A 20,294-nucleotide genomic window follows, 5' to 3' on the forward strand; every position below is an offset into this window, starting at 1 on the left:
TATTACTTTAATTCTTTGATTGACGCACTTTCTACCCAACCCTGAGAACCGTCGGTAAGCTCAATTTTTTTCCAGCCCTGCAACTCTTGTACAACATTTACTTTAGTGCCTTCGTGCAATAAAAATGAATCAGCAGCTGCTGTTTTCGGCTCGCCTTTCACGGGAAGTATTTCTGCATATACAATCGCTGGCCGGTCGTTTACATATTCGCTGTGCTCAAAATAGGCTGCACTTACGGCAATAGCGCCGCAAAGCAAAGCAATAGACATCCCTGCAAAAAATAACCGTTTGAAAAGTGTATGCTGTGAAAAATAGTAGCCTGCAAAAACAAATAGGAATACAAAAGCAAAAACCACTGCAATCCATGCCCAACTATCATAAGACCAGGAAGCCGTGAAATTATGGATGAGCTTCTCGAAACCTACTTTAGGAATCTCCTTGATTTCATCGATGGTCCGGTTTTTGGCAAACTTAAGGTTGTTTTTGGCGTCCTCATAGTTGGGCTTCAGCAATAGTGCCTTCTCATAATTATAAATCGACGGAGCGGTCTTGTTCAGTTTGTAATAGGCGTTCCCTAAGTTAAAATACAATTCGGGAGAATGCTGTCCTGTTTTCAATACATTTTCATAGGCTTCCACAGCGGCATCAAACTGATCTTTCCTGTAATAATCATTCCCTTTGTCAAATGCTGATTGTGCCCAAAAGCATTGGGACAACAGGCACAACATTATATAGAGTATCTTTTTCATTCTTGTCTTTAAAATTTTAAATTCCCGGTCATATCCTTGTACCAAAGTAACCTTGCTCTTACTTAATACTTTTTTCCAGTGCTGAAATAATTACCAAAGCCTTATCATAATCCTGCTGTATCGCTACGGGCGAAGAAGGAGCATAACGTGCAAATTCGCAGTTTTCAGTCAATTGGATAAAATCATGTACCGTGTCGGGATTGGCATTACGATCTACTAAGATCTCCCGGATTTTATCTTTACTCATTTCGGACGTTTCAATATTCAGCTTGGCTTTCAGGAAATTATGCATTGCTTTTTCCAATGAAATATAGAATAGTTCCTTATTATTGAGTTGTTTTTTCGCTTCCGTCAGGAATTTACGGGCGAGCTTATTATTTCTTTTGATCCTGTTCCCTACAACATCCTTATCAATAGCCTCTTTTTTCCTTTTCGTCAAAATCAAAAGTGGAATCCCTAAGAATGGAGTTAACAATAGGCCATAAAACAATCCTGATCCGAAGAAGTCTTCTTTTTTGGCCGATACTAACGTAGTTTTAAGATCAATAAATCGAAACTGGTCGCTTTTGGTCAGTTGATTTTTGTCTGCTTCCGAACCGGCTTCCTCATTTCCGGGCACAGCAGGTGCAGCAGCGACAGGGCCATCAAGGACTTTAATTCCAATTTCTGGTGACGTTATTGTTTTATAGGTTTTAGTAGTCAAATCAAAATACGTAAAACTCATAGGCTTAATCGAATAATCACCCTGGTATTGCGGAATCACTGTGTATTTGTCTGCAATTTTACCCTGCATGCCCGATAAGGCAACATTCACATTTTCGGTATGTACGGGATCATACATTTCAAGCGCACTGGGCACTACAGGCTTTGGAAGGCTGAATAACTTCAGGTTCCCCGTACCGGAAACGCTTACATCCAGGTCTAAAGACTCTCCATGTTTCAATTCGGTTTTTGATGCTTTTACCCTAAAATCGAATTTTCCAACAGCTCCGGAAAAATCAGCAGGTTTTCCATTTTCAGGCAATGCTTTCACATTGATTGTTTTCCCTCCGGCAGAGACTGTCTTGTTGGTTGTTGTAGTGATCATCCCGCCAAACATATCACGTCGGTTGGTTGGCAGTTCTACCGATACATCTATGGACAATGGCACAATGGTCAGTGGCCCTGATTTTTGAGGATATAATACTACTTTTTTCAGAACAATATACCGGTAGGTGGATCCATTATAATTGGCTCTTTCCGGAGCCATATTTTTAATCTCAATATTCTGGCTCCAAAAATCTTTGTATTTCGGCAGGTCGATATCTTTTAAGCCACGGATTCCAATATTATCACTAAAATACAGCTTGTACACTACTGTGATCGGCTCGTTGAGATACGGGCTTCCATTGGTAACCTCAGCGACCAAATGCAGGTTATCATCGGCAGAAATCACAGCATTGTTACCGTCGCGGGGTTCTTCTACAGCAGAAGATACCACAATCTTTACCGGTGAGGTTTTATACACCTGATTATTGATTTCGATAGAAGCCTGCTTGATGGTAAAAGTACCTTTTGCCGTAGGCACTAAGTAGTAGGAATACATCTTATTAAAAGAGCTCTTTCCATTAATCCAGGACTGGCTCACTTGTTGACTCGGCCCGGCTATTACCCTGAAGCCTTCGAAAGAAGGTGGCATAAAATTATCACCATCGGCATTCATTGCAAAATCAATTCGCAAACGCTCGTTGAGGCCTATGGTTGTTTTACTGACTTTTGCCTCAAATTGTACCTGTGCAAAAAGTCCCTGAAAACAGAAAAATAAAACTATAATAATATACTTCTTCATTAATACAATCCCCTTTTTTAATCTTTTAAATTTATTACACAACACATCGTAGCATTACCAATCTTTATCGGTTGGAACAGGCTTGCCTTTTTCTTTTTGGGCATTTACTTTCTCCTGAACCTTCTTTTCTTCTCCATTCACTGCATTCAGCATATTTTCCAACTGCTGTTTGGAGATACCACTTTTGGGTTGTGGATTTGGTTTTCCATCGCCTTTATCGTCCTTCTTATCGTCTCCTTTATCTTTTTTGTCCTTGTCGTCTTTTCCTTTATCGTCTTTCTTATCCTTATCGCCGTCTTTCTTGTCGTCCTTTTTATCCTTGTCGTCTTTCTTATCGTCCTTTTTGTCTTTATCCTTATCCTTGTCTTTATCCTTATCCTTGTCTTTGTCTTTATCTTTTTTATCCTTGTCCTTGTCGTCCTTGTCCGGATTATTTTTTTGATATTGTTTGGCTAAAGCATAGTTATAACGGGTTTCTTCATCCGCCGGATTATTACGTAAGGCATTTTTATACGCTTCTACAGCCTGCGAATAATTTTTTTCAGACATGAATACATTGCCTAAATTATGGAAGGCCTGGTGTTTTTGGTCTTTGGTCTTCGCATTTTCCAAGGTTTTCAAGTAGGACTGCTTGGCTTCTGCCGGTTGGTTTAGCCTGTAAATCGTATTCCCAAGATTATAGGATGCCACGGGTTGTTTGGGCATTTTAAACTGGGAGATTCTATAATTTGCCTCTGCATCGGCATAGGCTTTTTCTTTATATTCTTCGTTCGCTTTTGGCAAATCGGCATTACGGCGCTGTGCAAAAGTTACCGTAGCACTTAGCAGCAATATTATACCCAGCAGCAGTTTTCTCATCGGTATTGTACTATTTTTTCTATCCGTCCTCATGCTTATTTTTCTTCTTCATTAAACAGGTTCATTTTCTTCACCCATGCTGTTTTGCGTTCTGACAATAATACATCACCAAACAACAACAGCAGTGCAAATCCTAAAAACCACTGAAACTGGGAATCATACTCCGCAATCTGCTGGTTTTCAAATTTATTTTTTTCAATGCCGTCCAATGCGTTTTTTACAAACTCCGTTACCTGTTTTGTATTATTCCCTAATATAAAATTACTATTGGTCGCTTTGGAGATTTGCTTTAGTATCTCGGGATTCATCTTGGTAACTACTACCTGATCGCTTTTATCCCGTAAAAAACTTTCCGTAACTCCATTCCGTTTTATCGGGATTGGGCCACCTTTTTCAGTTCCAACGCCAATAGTCAATATTTTCAATCCTAATTTATTGGCTTCTTCTGCAGCGCCCTGGGCACCTTCAGAATGATCTTCCCCATCGGAGATCAGGATCAGGAGTTTGTTGGTCTCTTTATCATCAAAATAAGTGGACGCCAGATTGATCGCTTCGTTAATTGCAGTACCTCTGGAAGAAACCATATCGGTATTCATACTTTGAAGGAACATTTTCGCAACCCCATAATCGGTAGTAATAGGCAATACTGGGTATGCACTTCCTGCATAGGCCACAATGCCAATACGGTCGCTTCCCAATTGATTGATAATCTGGGATACAATTTGCTTGCTTTTCTCCAAACGGTTGGGCGCTATATCTTCCGCCAGCATACTTTTAGAAACGTCGATAGCAAAAACAACGTCAATACCTTCGCGCTTGATCGTCTCTACCCGGGTTCCAATCCTTGGATTTACCAGGCCAAAAATCAATCCTGTGATGGCCAATAGGAAAAGTACCAATTTCAAAACCGGTTTAAAAGTCGATTTATTGGGGCTGAGCCTTTTAAGCAGTACCGCATCAGCAAATTCACGCTGTTTTTTTCGTTTCCAAAACTGGAGGTACAAAAAAAGCAACAGTACTACTGGTAGTATAAAAAGTAAGTATAAATATTTTTCTTGTTCTAATTCCATTCTCTTTTTGACTAATTTTTATCCGACTGCCCGAATAACTCCTATTGGATACCTGAAAACAGTTCCGGCATCCTCATTATCCCTTATTAAATAAAACTCCTGAAAATGCTGTTGCGCAAGGCCAGTTCCAGCAGCAATAATATACCCGCTGCCCATACCCAGGGACGGTATTTTTCATCATAATTAAAATAACGCAGCTCTTCAATATCTGTTTTTTCTAACTGGTTGATCTCCTTATAGATTTCAGCCAGTTTCGTATTGCTGGTTGCCCTGAAATATTTTCCTCCGGTTGTTTTTGCAATTCCTTTCATCAGTTGCTCGTCAATTTCGACCTGCATCATCCGGTATACAAAAGTCCCGTTCGGGTTAATCGCGTATGGTGATTCTGCCATACCGTTTGTCCCTACCCCAATCGTATATACTTTTATTCCATATTCCTTAGCGATCTCTGCAGCAGTCGTTGGCTCTATCAGTCCGGCATTATTGACACCATCCGTTAGCAAAATAACTACTTTACTCTTCGCTTTACTATCTTTAAGACGATTCACCGCTGTTGCCAATCCCATTCCGATTCCAGTACCGTCCTGGATCACATTATCGTATTTCACATCTTTCAGTGCCTGTAGAATTACTGCCTTATCACTGGTAACGGGCGTTTTAGTATAACTTTCTGCAGCATATACTACTAAACCGATACGATCTGCAGGCCGGTCATTCACAAATTCTGAAGCTACCTTTTTTAAGGCTTCCAGACGATTGGGCTTCAAATCCCGGGTTAACATACTTCCCGAAACGTCCATTGCAATGACGATATCAATACCCTGGGAACTTTTAGTCCTGCTGTTTACATCCACTGTTCGGGGTCTTGCCATCGCCACAATAATACAGCTTAAGGCCAAGATCCGTAATACAAACAGTGCAGGTTTTAATTTGGCTAAAAGGGATGGTTTTGCCTTAAATCCCTGAATAGAACTGATGCGCAATGTTGCCTGTTGTTCATTTCTTTTCCAGATGTACCAGGCAATAGCGATAGGAATGAGGAGGAACAACCAAAATAATCCGGGATTTAAAAAGGTTATATTTTTCATTAGGGATTCACTTTTTTAAATTCAACGGAATTAAGGATACGTTTCGTAATCTGATCGGCATAATTGTCTCCTTCTTCATGTATAACAGTAATCTGTTGCAACCCTTTATCCTGTTTAAAAAGCAACAGTTCATAGAATGCCCTGTGGCTTTTCTTGGTCTCTGGATTTAGTACCGACATAGTTCCGTAGGCTTTCAGTCCTTCAATCCCTTCGGGGGTTTTATATTCTTCCTGTTTTACCAAGATATTCTGTGCGCCTTGTTTTTCCCAAAGTTTGAGGTTGCCCTCCAGCGTTGTATTCAGGTTGATTTCACCTTCCTGTTTGTAACTGGCAGTAAATACGGTAATGGAGAATTTATCCATCAGGGTTCCATAGGCAAACTGCTGCATTTCTTTTATGGTCGCAAAGGTCTCTTTAGGCAATATTTTATTATCAATACGCTTCAGTACTTTGGGTGTCGCTACAATAACCGATGGGATACCGTATTCACTTTTAATCCATTGGCTTTCAAGCAGCGATTTTGAAGAATTCATCAGCAAAGTATCTTTGACCGACGTAAATCCTTTTGTGGCTACAAAATAGCCAAACACCGCTGCAATAGCGACTACTGATCCTAAAACAGCCAGTCGTATTGTTCTTTTGCGTTGTTTTTCCTTTTCTTTTTTCAGCCTCAATTCTTCATTTCTCACATCCTGCAGCAATTCTTCCTCTGTAGGTTTCGGTATTGATTTATCTAAGGTCACAATCACTTTCCCGATACGGTTACTGTCATCGGCAATTTCAAAATCGATCGGTTTTGATTTTGCAAACTTCACCAAATCGGCCTGTTTGAGCACTTTTTCAAGGCTTTCCAGTGTTTCCTGTGTCAGCGTCATTTTTTTCTTTACCGCTGCAGCACGCAGTGCCACAATCAACTCGGAAGTAGTGCTTTCCATTGCCGGAATCTCAATAGCTTCCTCAATATAATTACGGGCAATATCGGTAAGCTCACTATAATACGTTTTTACCTCACCATGCTGCCATAGCTCTTTGCTTTCTAAGCTCGTTAGTAAAGTAGTCGCTTTTTCAATGGGCGTTTTGAAAATCTCGGCTTCCTTCTTTTCTTTTCGCTTTTTCAGCAATAGGAAAATACCATATCCTATGGCTCCTAAAATCAATAGCGCCAGGATATACCACCAAATCGCGGCAGGTGGTGCTTTTACTTCAATAATCGGTTTGATGTCGTACATTTTTTGCTTTAATGTATCGACTTTGATATTGGTTACCTCAACCAAAAGGGAATCGGTAAAAAAGGGTTTATTATTGATGAGTACCTGAAGTTTCGGTACTACATAACGCCCGGAGTCAAACTGGGTCAGCCCGTAACGTTTCACCAACTCATATTGTGCGTCATTTTTAACCGTATCAACTGGATAGGATTCCAGTACTTCCAGCGCCCCAAAATTTTTGGCTTCCGGAAACTGTACTTTCGCTTTGGAATCTACTGTTGTTTTTAGCGTCAGGTTCACCTGTGCACCAATCCTTATTTTTGTAGAATCTATTTTGGTTTCTATTGTATGCTGCCCAAAAGAAATGGCAGAAACCAGTAAAAAAACAATGATATAAAACTTACTTTTTGTCATTTTTTAGAATAATAATCCTCATTTACACAACCCTCCTGCGGGAATTAACTATCTTGATTTGAAATATCCTAATAACTTGGTTACATACGATTCATCCACACGGGTATTTACAACACCGGAGCCACATCGGCTGAAAGTTTCCCGGAAATATTTCAGTTTTTCCTGGTAGTGTTTCTCATAGTCCATACGAACTGATTTCGAGCCCGTATTTACGATCATAACTTCACCTGTTTCTGCATCCACCATAGGAACCATCCCAAGGTCTGGCATTTTTTCTTCTTTGGCATCATACACCCGGATACCAGTGACATCATGCTTTTTTCCAGCGATTTTCAGCGTATGCTCATAATCATCTGTCATAAAATCAGAAATCAAAAAAACAATGGCTTTCTTTTTTTGTACTCCGGACAGGAATTTCAAAGCTTCCGAAAGATTGGTTTTATAGCTTTTAGGCTGAAATTCAATCAACTCCCGGATAATCCGCAGTACGTGTGATCTTCCTTTTTTGGGTGGAATGTATAATTCAATCTGGTCTGAAAAAAGGATCAGCCCGATTTTGTCATTATTCTGGGTAGCCGAAAAAGCCATAGTCGCAGCAATTTCAGTAACGATATCTTTTTTAAACTGGTTTTTGGTACCAAAACTTTCCGATCCGCTCACATCCACCATCAACATCATCGTAAGTTCCCGCTCTTCCTCAAAAACCTTGATGTAAGGCTCATTATAACGCGCCGTTACATTCCAGTCTATCGCCCGGACATCATCCCCAAACTGATACTGCCGTACTTCGTTAAAGGTCATACCACGCCCTTTGAATGAGGTATGGTATTCACCCGAAAAAATGTGATCGCTCAGCCTTCGGGTCTTGATTTCTATCTTGCGAACTTTTTTTATTAAGTCTTTCGTATCCATGCTGAATTGTTTAAAATTTAAAACCTGAAAAAGTTTAAAGCAGCCTGCGCTTCTTTAAACTTTTAAATCTTAAACTTTTTAAGGTACCTCAACCTCATTAACAATTTTATTAATGATGTCTACGGAGGTTACATTTTCTGCCTCAGCTTCATACGTAATACCGATCCTGTGTCGTAATACATCGTGCACTACCGCTCTTACATCCTCAGGGATTACATAGCCTCTTCGTTTGATAAACGCATAACATTTTGCAGCAACAGCCAAATTGATACTTCCCCTTGGTGAAGCGCCAAAACTAATCAGTGGCTTCAGGTGTTCCAATTTGTATTTTTCAGGGTATCGGGTCGCAAAGATGATATCCAATATGTATTTTTCTATTTTTTCATCCATGTATACTTCACGAACGGCCTCTTGTGCCCGAAGTATCTGTTCTGTAGAAATAACTGCATTTACTTTTTCATACGCCCCTTTCAGGTTCTGACGAATTACAAGTCGCTCGTCTTCCATCTTAGGATAGTCAATTACCGTTTTCAACATAAAACGATCGACCTGCGCTTCCGGAAGTGGATAAGTCCCTTCCTGTTCCACCGGGTTTTGGGTCGCCAGTACTAAAAATGGGCGCTCCAATTTAAAAGTGGTATCGCCAATAGTTACTTGTTTTTCCTGCATCGCCTCCAATAAAGCCGATTGTACCTTGGCTGGAGCCCGGTTGATCTCATCCGCAAGGACGAAATTAGCGAAGATTGGCCCTTTTTTTATCGAAAATTCATTTTGCTTAATGTTGTAAATCATCGTTCCAACAACGTCAGCTGGTAATAAATCCGGCGTGAACTGAATCCTGCTGAACGAGCCCTGAACGGCTTGTGACAGGGTATTAATCGCCAGGGTTTTGGCAAGTCCGGGAACTCCTTCCAGTAAAATATGGCCCTGACCGAGAAGTCCTATCAGCAATCGTTCCACCATATGTTTCTGTCCCACAATCACTTTATTCATTTCCATAAAAAGCAAATCAATAAAAGCGCTCTCTCTTTCTATTTTTTCATTGATGGCACGAATGTCTAAGGTACCCGTATTTTCTTCCATTTTTGTATATTTAAAACTAACTCTGTTAAAACAATTATTTTACTGGTGCAAATTGAAAATTTATTCACTGACATAATGTTAACGTAGCGTTAAAATATCTTTTAAATCAAAGCATTTAAGGAGGATTTGTGATTTTGTTTTTATATTTTTAAGACCAGAATTAAAATCCGGAATGGTTATATCATAATACTCGGATTTACAGCAGCCTGAAATGTATTTTTACTTCCTTTGCTACTGTTAAATTTTAACAAAAATCCTAATTTCAAAAGCGTTAATGAAAACAAAATTTTCAAGAATTATTGCAGGAACCATGAATTGGGGAATCTGGGGTAAAAACCATAATTTAGAAGCCATGTCCCAACTGATCAGCCAATGTGTCGAAAACGGCATTACGTCGTTTGACCACGCGGACATTTATGGTGATTATACTACCGAAGCCGAATTTGGTAATGCCTTCCTAAACAGCACTATTCCACGGGAAAATGTACAGTTTATTTCAAAATGTGGTATTTGCCATAAAAATGAATCCCGTAATAACAGGCTCTCCCATTATGATTATTCCAAGGCCTATATTATTGCCTGTGCAGAAGATTCCCTGCAAAAATTACACACCGATTATCTGGACGTATTGCTACTTCACCGCCCCAGCCCATTGATGCAGGCAGATGAAATAGCAGAAGCCGTCACCCAGCTCCAAAAAGAAGGTAAAATCCGTGATTTTGGAGTATCCAATTTTACACCTTCCCAAACTGACCTCATCCAATCCCGTATCAAAGTCGAATGCAACCAGATCGAATTTTCGGTGACCCATTTTGAAGCCATGCTGGACGGCAGCCTGAACCACATGCAGATCAATGCCATTACGCCTATGGCCTGGAGCCCGTTAGGCAGTGTTTTCAAAATAGAAAACCAACAAACGGACCGGTTGAAAAACCTATTGATGGAATTAATGCTGAAATATGATGCTTCCCTGGATGTGCTTCTTTTTGCCTGGATCATGAAACATCCGGCGGGGATACTTCCTGTAACCGGAACCACTACCGGCGAGCGGATAGCCAACCTGACCCGTGCTATTGATTTCGAACTGGAAGCCCAGGACTGGTTTGCCCTTTGGGTAGCGAGCGAAGGCAAAAATGTGCCTTAATTACAAACGAATACTGATTTAATATACATTACGAATGAAAACAGCTTTAATCACCGGTGCCACCAGCGGTATCGGACGTGCAACAGCCAGGGTACTGGCACAACAGCAGTATAAAATTATACTTTGCGGAAGACGGGAAGACCGCCTGATGGAATTGAAAGAAGAACTTTCTGCCATGACATCCGTACATACGCTGCTTTTTGATGTACGCGATAAAAAAAATGTACTGGACTCCATTACCGGATTACCGGAAGACTTTGCCATTATTGACATACTGATTAATAATGCTGGAAACGCCCACGGCCTGGATCCGATCCAAAATGGTGATCCTGAGGATTGGGATGCGATGATTGATATTAATATCAAAGGGCTTTTGTATGTTTCAAAAGCTGTGATTCCAGGTATGGTGGAACGCAAAAGCGGCCATATTATCAATATTGGCTCCACCGCTGCCAAAGAAGTATATCCCAATGGAAATGTATATTGCGCCACCAAACATGCGGTTGATGCTATCAATCAGGGCATGCGCATGGACCTGAATGCTTATGGAATCCGTGTTGGGGGAATACATCCGGGAATGGTCGCTACTGAGTTTTCAGAAGTGCGCTTTAAAGGTGATGCGGCCCGTGCCGCCAATGTGTACAAAGGATTTACACCGCTTCAACCGGAAGATATTGCCGACATTATCCAGTTTGTACTCTCCCGTCCCTATCATGTGAATATTGCCGACCTGGTGGTTATGTCTACCGCCCAGGCTTCTTCTACAATTGTTAACCGTAGCCTTTAAGATTTTTCCAACTGTAAATGATAAATAAACGACTCCTCATAAAAAACCTGTTGGCTCACAATGATGAGAGCAGTTTTTATGACAAAAAACGCCAATTGAATTTACATACCAAAGAAGGAAAAGGAAAATTCCTGAAACACATTTGTGCGTTGTCCAATTCGAATCCCCACAACAATTCCTATATCGTTGTGGGTGTCGAGGACGATAATGAAGTGGTGGGTGATGATTTCTTTGACGACAGCCGGATCCAGAACCTGGTCAATGCTGTGCTGGAAAATCCGCCCCGCATCCAGTATGAAAATGTGCCTTTCCCGAATCTTCCAAAAGAAAAGGTGATCGGGCTGGTCACAATAAAACCCAACAATAAAACGTCCTTTTTCAAGAAAGGGATCGGTAATATCCCGGCACGCTCAACTTTTATCCGAAGAGGCAGCAATTCGATTCCCCTGGAAGATTCTTTTGCCCCAAAAGAAAATAAAGCCAACCAGAATACCAATACGGTTATCGATATCGAAAACAATTCGCGGAACAGTATTGAACACACCCTCGATGGTGTAGTAGACTTCCTGAACAACCGCCACAAAGATATGGAGGCCCATTATAAGGTGTTTAAAGAGCTTTTTATCATCTGCTGGGCCGGAACATCCAAAAAAGGCAAAACCCATACCTATTACTCCCGTGTGGATATTGAGCTCATCAATGAGCAGGTTAAGCTGTTCTACTCGGCTTTAGACGAGGTCAGTATTACTTATGACGATCATCAGTTTACCATTACAGAATATGTATGCCTTGGCCTCAACGACAAAACCAGCTATTATCCTCTCGAAGAAGTGAGTATTTTATTTTTTGATAATGGGTATTATAAGATTGAGCGAAAAATGCTTTTCGAACCGCCACAGTACAATCGTAAAATGCTGTACCATATCTACAATGCTAACCTGAGCCTGTTGCGAAAACTGGAACGGGAACTTCCCTTAACGGAACGGGAGAAAAAAGACCTGGAAAATGTGCCTTCCACCCTGATGATTTGTTACCTGAATGGTTTTGAAGAAGCACGGCAAAAACTCATAGACGCCAAACCTTTCTTAAAGGAACAGGCGAACAACCAATCGTATATCGCATTCAAGGAAGCCATGCGCATTCTCCGTAAAATGAAATATGACTTTAATGCCTAAAGGATTATTTCTGCGTAAAATTCACCGTAATGCGTAATGCAATATTGTCATTGAATTCCGGATTTGCATAATACCCGTAGCGGTAAAATGCAGCAGCACCCAATCCGAAATATCCTATGTTCAGATAGTTTATCTTGACAATATTATCCAGTTGTAATCCGGTTTCAAGGTATATTTTATCCTTTACTTTAAAAGGGATGAACTGATGGTTGCCACGTTCCGATAAAGTCCCCCACCCGATATTGTTATGAAGTGAAATGCCGGGCTGGAATGAGGGTGTCTTAAAGAGCAATGTTCCAAAATTATGGGACAAAAACAGATTGGCGTAGGTATCCGACAAAAACTCATTGGGCAACATGGTCTGGAAACTATTCTTAGACATGTAGGGAAAACCTTTTTCATATCCGCCTTCTCCTGTAAACAGAAGTCCATACGGCAGGCTGCTATCGATATATCCGCCTTCCAGCCTGTATTTTGTATTCCCGAAATTTTTAGTAAAAAACGATTGTTCCAAAACGGCTTCAAATTTATTATAATTGAAGTCACTCTCAAACAGTCCTTTTATACCTCTGGAATAGCGAAACGAAAATATTGGATATTCGGTGGCCAGGCTTAGGTTTTGGTGAAATGAATTAACGATACGCTCCTTAACCGCAAATCGGAGGTTAACCGACAATTCGGAATTGTAATACCCGGATGGATACAGTGCGGTATTCGTCTGGAAAAGATACTCGTACCGCGGTAAAACCTTTGCCTGCCGAAATTCTATTTTCCATTTTGCCGCTTTAAAAGTTCGGAAACCTACATTGAACGAGAATTCATCCACCTGATCAAAATTCATACCCAGGAAACTGCGGATACTCAATAGATTCCCAGTACTTTTCAATCCATAGAAACCTGCTTCTACAAGGTTATGCTGGTATTTTGCACCTATTGTAAATTCATTTTTGCTGATCGGATGATAGCTTACTTCGCCACCATATTTCCATTTATAATCTTTTAGTCCGTATCCCACAAAACCGCCAAGCGTAAAATCCCGGAATACGTCTTCATTCGTGTAAATTCCAGTTCCCAATCGCAAACCTTCATATTTATTTTGAACAATCGTTTTTGACAAATCAATATCTACATATTTCAAAGGAATCTTAGACTGGAATAATTTCTCTGCTACCTTCAGGTAATAATCAAATTTGTTTTCCTTGCCAATGCTATCAATTACCCGATAGGTATTTTTCTCTTTAGCAACTAATTTTTCAATCCGGTAACTATCCCAAAATAGACTATCCCGTTTGGTCGCATTCTCATCCATTCGTACACTTTCTAAGGAAAAATCCTTTTTCTCCAATGGAATATTGATCGCTACTTTATCAATATAACTTTTGCCATTCATGACGATTTTGGTCGTTGTGGAAGGAAACACCGGCATGGACAACGTATAATTCAATTGCTCCGGAAACCAATACCGATTATCGACCAAACTGTATTGCTGCTGTATTTTGATGGCTATTTTTGTTGCTTCATAGGGTTCGGCAATCACATTCTGAATAGCATACTGATTTGAATTGATGTACAACATGCCTTTTAATCCATCGAAATTCTTTCGCGGAAGCGGTTTAAATGATATTACAAACAGCGTATCATTACCCTGAAGGATCTCTTCTTCCAGTTTGAATTTATATTTATCAATACTTCCTTTACTAATGGGATTCAGATAATACAAATCAAACAGCCGTATATTATCCTGATAAAACGAGAAAGGCTGCATATCTGTGGCCAAAGTAGCAAATGAGGGGTTTTTAAAACCGGACATCCGTGTCGCAATGACCACCTCTTCACTGATATCTTTCCGGATATATTTACGTTCTGTTACACTTTCTTGAATAAAGAGAAAATTGTTTTGGAATGCTTTTTTCAACTTGACTTTAGCCTCGTCTCCAGTAGACTGAATATCATAAATCGTCTTATTGTAAGAGGTATATTGGAACGTAGCCTTGTTTTCCGGATTATTATTTTCCTTGTTTTTGGTCGCATTCCGAATGATCCGGTGGGCGGGATTATCTGCTGGTGAAATCACTACCTCATCCAGGGCATTAGAATTCCGTACCAGTTCAATGATTACTTTTTGGCCCGGAACGACGTTTACTTTTATTGATTCATACCCTACATAACTGCATCGTATAGTAGTAATCACCTTTTCTGAATGGAGGTCAAACTTTCCATCGATATCCGATACGGTTGTCGCTGGAGTGTTCGTTGTAATATTTGCAAAGGCCAACGCTACTTTGGTTTCGGAATCATATACTTTCCCTTCAACATGCTGTTGTGCAATGGCCTGCAGCGAGAATAGGAAACCAATAAAAATCCAATAAACGGTGTATTTCCGGATCATAATACGACTAAAAAATTAATTAGAACTCAATTACACTAAAGCAAACAAAAACCCGGAATCAGGATCGACCTGATAGCCCTTTTCTTAAATTCTTGCTATTTAAAACAGCAATCGTTGCCAAAAATAGATAATTGTCATTTATAATTCCGCACTTTGAACTTTTTATTCTTACAAATTTTCTTCTTAATCAAATCCTAATATAAACCCCGCTAATGCCTTTTTATGTATTTTTGTTATTCAATTTTTATACAAAAGATGGGTAAAACATACGTAATAGGTGACATCCACGGAGGATTGAGAGCCTTGCAGCAAGTTCTTGAACGTGCCGCAGTTACTGAAAAAGACAAATTGATTTTTCTGGGCGATTATGTAGACGGATGGAGCCAATCCCCTCAGGTGCTCGACTTTTTGATGGCTTTAAAATCTTCTCATACCTGTGTTTTTATACGAGGCAATCACGATGACCTGCTCACCCAATGGCTCGGGCATAAAACTGATAACCCACAATGGTTCCAGCATGGCGGCCAAGCCACGATAACAGCTTACGAAAAGGTGAGTGAAGCACAAAAACAATTGCATATTGCTTTTCTGGAAGGGCTAAATGATTATTATCTTGATGAACAGAACCGGCTTTTTGTACATGCGGGTTTCACCAATATGAACGGAGTCGATTTTGAATATTTCCCTGCCATGTTTTATTGGGAAAGAACCCTTTGGGAAACCGCATTAGCCCTCGATAAAAAATTAACTCCGGATGATCCCATGTATCCGAAGCGCTTTCGGTTGTACCGCGAAGTCTTTATAGGGCATACCCCGGTCACACGAATCGGAAGAACGGTTCCGGTACAAATGGCTACCGTTTGGAATGTCGACACCGGTGCTGCTTTTAAAGGCCCTTTAACCATTATGGATGTCGATACCAAAGAATACTGGCAAAGCGATCCATTACCCGTTTTATATCCGGACGAAAACGGACGAAATTAGAATACCAATTTTTAACTACAATTATGAAAAAGATATGTATTGCCATACTGTTATGCCTTGGCGTGACCACAACAAAAGCCCAGGACACACCTACAGGCGAAATTAAGCTGAACGTATTCAACACCATTGTATTAGGTTCCGTCGAAGTGGGCTATGAACATTTTATAGATGCAGACCAGTCAATTGGGGTCGAGGTATTCATCAATGACCGTTTCTCCTATACCGGTGAAGTAGGCAGCAGAAAATTCAACACAAACAGTGTTGCACTATCCTATAATTTTTACTTGTCTTCGGACAACAATGGCTCCGGATGGGAACTATCCCCCTTATTAAAATACCGTTTTGGCGACCATAAGGAAATAAAAGATTACACCATCAACGGGACAACTGTACCAACAGAAGTCACCACAGACATGGATAGTTTTATTATCGGGCTGGGTGTGGGTTACAAATGGGTCTTTAAAAATAAATTCACCATCAGTCCCTATGCCAACATTGGTCGCAATTTCAGCAAAGAAGTCGATGACCGGTTCGCTGCGGTAGAATTCAATGCCGGATTTAGTGTCGGGTACCGATTCTAACCTCACCCTATACAGACCAGTTTAGCGCTGGTCTTTTTTTTATATTGCGCTTTCCGGATTGGATTTGCATGGTTTAAAATCGTAAATTGAAGTTAATATACGAACCGGCTTTTATTTATTTTTTATCTTAGATATTCTTAAAATTTCAGCCTTAAAACCGACCCACAATGAGCATTTCAGAACACTATACCTCCGTCAGGAACCATACCGAGAAGATCTGTTCAACGTTGCAAACGGAAGATTTTGTCGTACAGCCCGCTATTTTTGTGAGCCCCCCAAAGTGGCATCTGGCACATACTACCTGGTTTTTTGAGCAATTCATATTAAAGGAACATGTTCCGGATTATGAGGTCTTCGATGCTGATTTTTGCTTTCTGTTCAACAGTTACTACAACACGGTCGGCAAAAGAGTCTTCCGGGCTGATCGCGGCAATATCACACGCCCCGGTGTACAGCAGGTTTACGAATACAGGGCCTATGTCGATATGCACATGAATCTCCTGCTTCAAATGAAATCGGAAGAACTTAAGGAACTGGTGGAACTTGGGCTACACCATGAACAACAACATCAGGAATTATTACTCACCGACATCAAATATATTTTAGGACATAACCCCATTTTTCCGGTATACGACGAAATGATCCATTGGGAAAATCAGGAAAATTCAGATTCCGGATTTTTAAAAATCAGTGAAGGCCTTTATGAAATCGGCCATACTGGAGATGGGTTTTCGTTTGATAATGAGCACGGGAGGCATAAGGTTTTCCTTGCTGAATTTGAAATTTCCAAATCCCTGGTTACCAACCGGGAATACCTGGAATTTATTACTGCTGGTGGTTATACTAATTTTAAATACTGGCTGGACGAAGGCTGGGCCTGGGTTACAGAAAACCAGATTAAAGCTCCCCTTTACTGGCATCACATTGAAAATGAATGGTATCATTATACCCTGAGCGGCTTGGAAACGGTTCATCCCGATGCCTACGTTACCCATATCAGTTATTTTGAAGCAGCAGCATTTGCCGAATGGAAAAATATGCGGCTCCCAACAGAATTCGAATGGGAAATTGCAGCTGACCAGTTGGACTGGGGCAAACGGTGGGAATGGACAAACAGTGCTTACCTGCCGTATCCGAATTTTAAAAAACCGGAAGGTGCGATTGGGGAGTATAATGGCAAATTCATGATCAATCAGATGGTACTTCGTGGGGCTTCCTGTGCCACATCCCCTTTACACAGCCGAAAGACCTATAGAAATTTTTTTCATACCGACGAACGCTGGCAATTTACCGCCATCCGCTTAGTCAAAATTTAATATAACATGAGTACAACTACTACGACGGATACTGCCTTTGCAGACGATATATTAGCCGGATTGACCGCAAAAAGGAAACATTTATCTTCCAAATATTTTTATGATGATGAGGGAAGCCATATTTTCCAGCAAATCATGAATATGCCCGAATATTACCCGACCAATTGCGAATTTGAAATCCTGTCCCAGCAATCGGAAAAAATTCTGTCCCGCCTTAATTTCTCTCAGAAATTCAACATTGTGGAGTTTGGATCCGGAGATGGCTTTAAAACCAAACAACTGCTAAAAGCCTTCCTGAATAAAGCCGCCGATTTTACCTATATCCCGATTGATATTTCGCAGGAAGCCAATGACATCCTCCAGGCCAATATCCTTAAAGTACTACCCAACATCGATATGCAGCCCAAAACCGGCGATTATTTTGATGTTTTAAATGAATTATCCGCTACAAAGGCACCAAATCTTTTTTTATTCCTCGGGGGGAATTTAGGCAATTACAAAGCGGATGAAGCACATGCTTTACTGGAAAAATTTGCCAAAGGAATGAAGAAAGGTGATAAGATGGTACTGGGACTGGATCTGAAAAAAAATCCACGAATCATACAAAAAGCGTATGATGATCCGCATGGCATCACAAAAGCCTTTAACATGAACCTGCTAAAGCGCATGAACAATGAACTGAAAATGGATATTGCGCTGGATCAGTTTGATTTTTACTGCCACTACAATCCCGAAAATGGCGAAGTCAACAGTTACCTGACGAGTTTGAAGCTGCAATATGTATACAGCGAAGTACTGGACACCACCTTTACCTTTGAAAAGGATGAAATGATCTGGACTGAACTTTCTAAAAAATACAGTCTTAATGAAATCACAGATCTGGCAGAAAGCCTGAATTTTAAAGTGGTGGAAAACTTCCTGGATTGCCGGCACTATTTCACCGATAGCTTATGGGAGAAATAAACCCTACACCATAAAAAAAGGCTTCTTTTCGCAGTGAAAAGAAGCCTTTTAATACCGTGATACTATAGACTATAGATCAAATTTTATTCCTTGTGCCAAAGGCAATTGTGTACCATAGTTAATGGTATTCGTTTGCCTTCTCATGTAGGCTTTCCAGGCATCAGATCCGGACTCACGACCACCACCAGTTTCTTTTTCACCACCAAAAGCACCACCGATTTCCGCTCCTGAAGTACCGATGTTTACATTGGCGATACCACAATCAGAACCAGCTTGTGACAAGAATAATTCCATTTCACGCATACTATTAGTGAAGATCGAAGATGATAATCCCTGAGGCACTCCGTTCTGTAAAGCAATTGCCTCTTCAATCGTAGTGTATTTCATCACATACAAAATTGGTGCAAATGTCTCTTCCTGTACAATTTCAAAGTGGTTCTCCGCTTCGATGATACAAGGTTTTACATAACAGCCACTTTCATATCCTGCGCCTTCTACAACACCACCTTCAACCAGGATTTTTCCGCCTTCTTTTTTCGCTTTCTCAATGGCTTTAAGATAATCGTTTACCGCTCCTTTATCGATCAGTGGCCCTACGTGATTGTTCTCATCCAAAGGATTTCCAATTTGTAACTGACCGTATGCATTTTGCAATACACTGATTGTTTTATCGTAGATACTTTCATGGATGATCAATCTTCGGGTAGAAGTACAACGTTGTCCGGCAGTTCCAACAGCACCAAATACAGCCCCTACTAATACCATACTGATATCAGCGTGTTCTGAAACGATGATTGCGTTATTTCCGCCCAATTCAAGGATTGTATTTCCAAAACGTTCTGCAACGGTTTTAGAGACGTGGCGTCCGATACGGGTAGATCCTGTAAAAGAAACCAACGGGATACGTTTATCATTATTGATAAGATCTCCAGATTCGTTTCCAGTCACCAGGCAGCTTACACCTTCTGGTACATTATTGCGTTCCAGGACGGTTTTTATAATATTTTGACAAGCAATCCCACACAATGGTGTTTTAGAACTTGGCTTCCAGATACAAACATCGCCACAAACCCAAGCCAACATAGAATTCCAGCTCCAAACAGCTACCGGGAAGTTGAATGCTGAAATGATTCCAACTGTTCCTACCGGATGCCATTGCTCATACATTCTGTGTAATGGTCTTTCAGAGTGCATGGTCAAACCGTACAACTGACGGGATAATCCAACGGCAAAATCACAGATGTCGATCATTTCCTGAACTTCACCGTAACCTTCCTGAAGGCTTTTACCCATTTCGTAAGAAACTAATTTCCCTAAAGGCTCTTTGAACTTACGAAGTTCATCTCCCATCTGACGTACAATTTCCCCACGTTTAGGAGCAGGGATCATGCGCCATTCCAAAAATGCTTCGGATGCTTTTTGCATTGCTTTTTCATAATCCTCTTTTGTAGAAGTTTTTACTTTTGCAATTAAAGTTCCATCTGCCGGAGAATAACTTTCAATTATATTACCGTTCGCATAGGTAGTCGAACCGGTAGAGGTTCCTTCATTTATTTCTTTAATACCCAGTTGTTGTAGGGCTTCTTTTATACCAAATTGGTCTGAAACTGTTGCCATTGTAACGTTTTAGTTTGTTATTGTTATATTTACAAATATATTATTTTTTTCGATGTAATTAATGCATTGCTAATTTATTGCCTAGAATCGTACGTTTTTTTGATTTAAACCAGCATAAAATTTTTATT

The 20,294-nt window shown here is 40.4% G+C and carries 17 protein-coding genes; 7 read left to right on the plus strand and 10 right to left on the minus strand.

Going from position 1 to position 20,294, the window contains the following annotated elements; all coding sequences use genetic code 11:
* Window positions 1-2: 2 nt before the first annotated feature.
* The 8 genes from FK004_RS03915 to FK004_RS03950 form a co-directional block, all read right to left on the minus strand.
* On the minus strand, window positions 3-749 hold the full coding sequence (locus FK004_RS03915) for a tetratricopeptide repeat protein (RefSeq protein ID WP_108736080.1): 747 nt from the start codon (window positions 747-749) through the stop codon (window positions 3-5).
* A 58-nt stretch (window positions 750-807) separates the two neighbouring features.
* Window positions 808-2,577 (minus strand): BatD family protein, encoded by a 1,770-nt coding sequence (locus tag FK004_RS03920; protein ID WP_108736081.1) that lies wholly within the window; start codon window positions 2,575-2,577, stop codon window positions 808-810.
* Window positions 2,578-2,631: 54 nt separating this feature from the next.
* Complete coding sequence (locus FK004_RS03925; RefSeq protein WP_108738744.1) at window positions 2,632-3,435, minus strand: tetratricopeptide repeat protein; 804 nt, start codon at window positions 3,433-3,435, stop codon at window positions 2,632-2,634.
* 35 nt (window positions 3,436-3,470) lie between these two features.
* A complete protein-coding gene (locus tag FK004_RS03930) occupies window positions 3,471-4,505 on the minus strand; it encodes a vWA domain-containing protein (protein ID WP_108736082.1) in 1,035 nt (344 codons plus the stop codon).
* Between the two features lie 86 nt (window positions 4,506-4,591).
* A complete protein-coding gene (locus FK004_RS03935; protein ID WP_108736083.1) occupies window positions 4,592-5,593 on the minus strand; it encodes a vWA domain-containing protein in 1,002 nt (333 codons plus the stop codon).
* Window positions 5,593-7,215 carry a hypothetical protein gene (locus FK004_RS03940; protein ID WP_108736084.1) on the minus strand — a complete coding sequence of 541 codons (1,623 nt, stop codon included), beginning with the start codon at window positions 7,213-7,215 and terminating at the stop codon, window positions 5,593-5,595. The genes FK004_RS03935 and FK004_RS03940 overlap by 1 nt, the downstream gene beginning before the upstream one ends.
* 48 nt (window positions 7,216-7,263) lie before the next feature.
* Complete coding sequence (locus FK004_RS03945) at window positions 7,264-8,127, minus strand: DUF58 domain-containing protein (protein ID WP_108736085.1); 864 nt, start codon at window positions 8,125-8,127, stop codon at window positions 7,264-7,266.
* A 78-nt stretch (window positions 8,128-8,205) separates the two neighbouring features.
* On the minus strand, window positions 8,206-9,210 hold the full coding sequence (locus FK004_RS03950; protein ID WP_108736086.1) for an AAA family ATPase: 1,005 nt from the start codon (window positions 9,208-9,210) through the stop codon (window positions 8,206-8,208).
* Window positions 9,211-9,484: 274 nt separating this feature from the next.
* On the opposite strand from FK004_RS03950, the gene FK004_RS03955 reads away from it, so the two are divergent.
* The 3 genes from FK004_RS03955 to FK004_RS03965 are packed head-to-tail and all read left to right on the plus strand — an operon-like array spanning window position 9,485 to window position 12,316.
* Window positions 9,485-10,354 (plus strand): aldo/keto reductase, encoded by an 870-nt coding sequence (locus FK004_RS03955; RefSeq protein WP_108736087.1) that lies wholly within the window; start codon window positions 9,485-9,487, stop codon window positions 10,352-10,354.
* A gap of 34 nt (window positions 10,355-10,388) precedes the next feature.
* The gene (locus FK004_RS03960; RefSeq protein WP_108736088.1) at window positions 10,389-11,141 is read left to right on the plus strand and encodes an SDR family NAD(P)-dependent oxidoreductase; all 753 of its coding nucleotides are present in this window, start codon (window positions 10,389-10,391) and stop codon (window positions 11,139-11,141) included.
* 17 nt (window positions 11,142-11,158) lie between these two features.
* On the plus strand, window positions 11,159-12,316 hold the full coding sequence (locus FK004_RS03965) for an ATP-binding protein (protein WP_108736089.1): 1,158 nt from the start codon (window positions 11,159-11,161) through the stop codon (window positions 12,314-12,316).
* Between the two features lie 4 nt (window positions 12,317-12,320).
* Here the strand turns inward: FK004_RS03965 and FK004_RS03970 are convergent, their stop codons facing one another.
* A complete protein-coding gene (locus FK004_RS03970) occupies window positions 12,321-14,705 on the minus strand; it encodes a DUF5686 family protein (protein WP_108736090.1) in 2,385 nt (794 codons plus the stop codon).
* Between the two features lie 255 nt (window positions 14,706-14,960).
* Here FK004_RS03970 and FK004_RS03975 point away from each other — a divergent pair, with 255 nt between their 5' ends.
* From FK004_RS03975 to FK004_RS03990, 4 genes are all read left to right on the plus strand, one after another.
* Window positions 14,961-15,689, plus strand: a complete 729-nt coding sequence (locus FK004_RS03975) for a metallophosphoesterase family protein (protein WP_108736091.1) — start codon at window positions 14,961-14,963, stop codon at window positions 15,687-15,689.
* A 23-nt stretch (window positions 15,690-15,712) separates the two neighbouring features.
* Window positions 15,713-16,270 carry an autotransporter outer membrane beta-barrel domain-containing protein gene (locus tag FK004_RS03980; RefSeq protein WP_108736092.1) on the plus strand — a complete coding sequence of 186 codons (558 nt, stop codon included), beginning with the start codon at window positions 15,713-15,715 and terminating at the stop codon, window positions 16,268-16,270.
* A gap of 167 nt (window positions 16,271-16,437) precedes the next feature.
* A complete protein-coding gene (egtB, locus tag FK004_RS03985; protein WP_108736093.1) occupies window positions 16,438-17,586 on the plus strand; it encodes an ergothioneine biosynthesis protein EgtB in 1,149 nt (382 codons plus the stop codon).
* Window positions 17,587-17,592: 6 nt separating this feature from the next.
* Window positions 17,593-18,549: an L-histidine N(alpha)-methyltransferase gene (locus tag FK004_RS03990; RefSeq protein WP_108736094.1), complete on the plus strand. Its 957-nt coding sequence runs from the start codon at window positions 17,593-17,595 to the stop codon at window positions 18,547-18,549.
* A 69-nt stretch (window positions 18,550-18,618) separates the two neighbouring features.
* On the opposite strand, the gene amaB is transcribed toward FK004_RS03990, so the two are convergent.
* The gene (gene amaB / locus FK004_RS03995; protein ID WP_108736095.1) at window positions 18,619-20,166 is read right to left on the minus strand and encodes an L-piperidine-6-carboxylate dehydrogenase; all 1,548 of its coding nucleotides are present in this window, start codon (window positions 20,164-20,166) and stop codon (window positions 18,619-18,621) included.
* Between the last annotated feature and the right edge of the window lie 128 nt (window positions 20,167-20,294).

This window comes from Flavobacterium kingsejongi (assembly GCF_003076475.1).
In the GTDB taxonomy this organism is placed as follows: Bacteria; Bacteroidota; Bacteroidia; order Flavobacteriales; family Flavobacteriaceae; genus Flavobacterium; species Flavobacterium kingsejongi.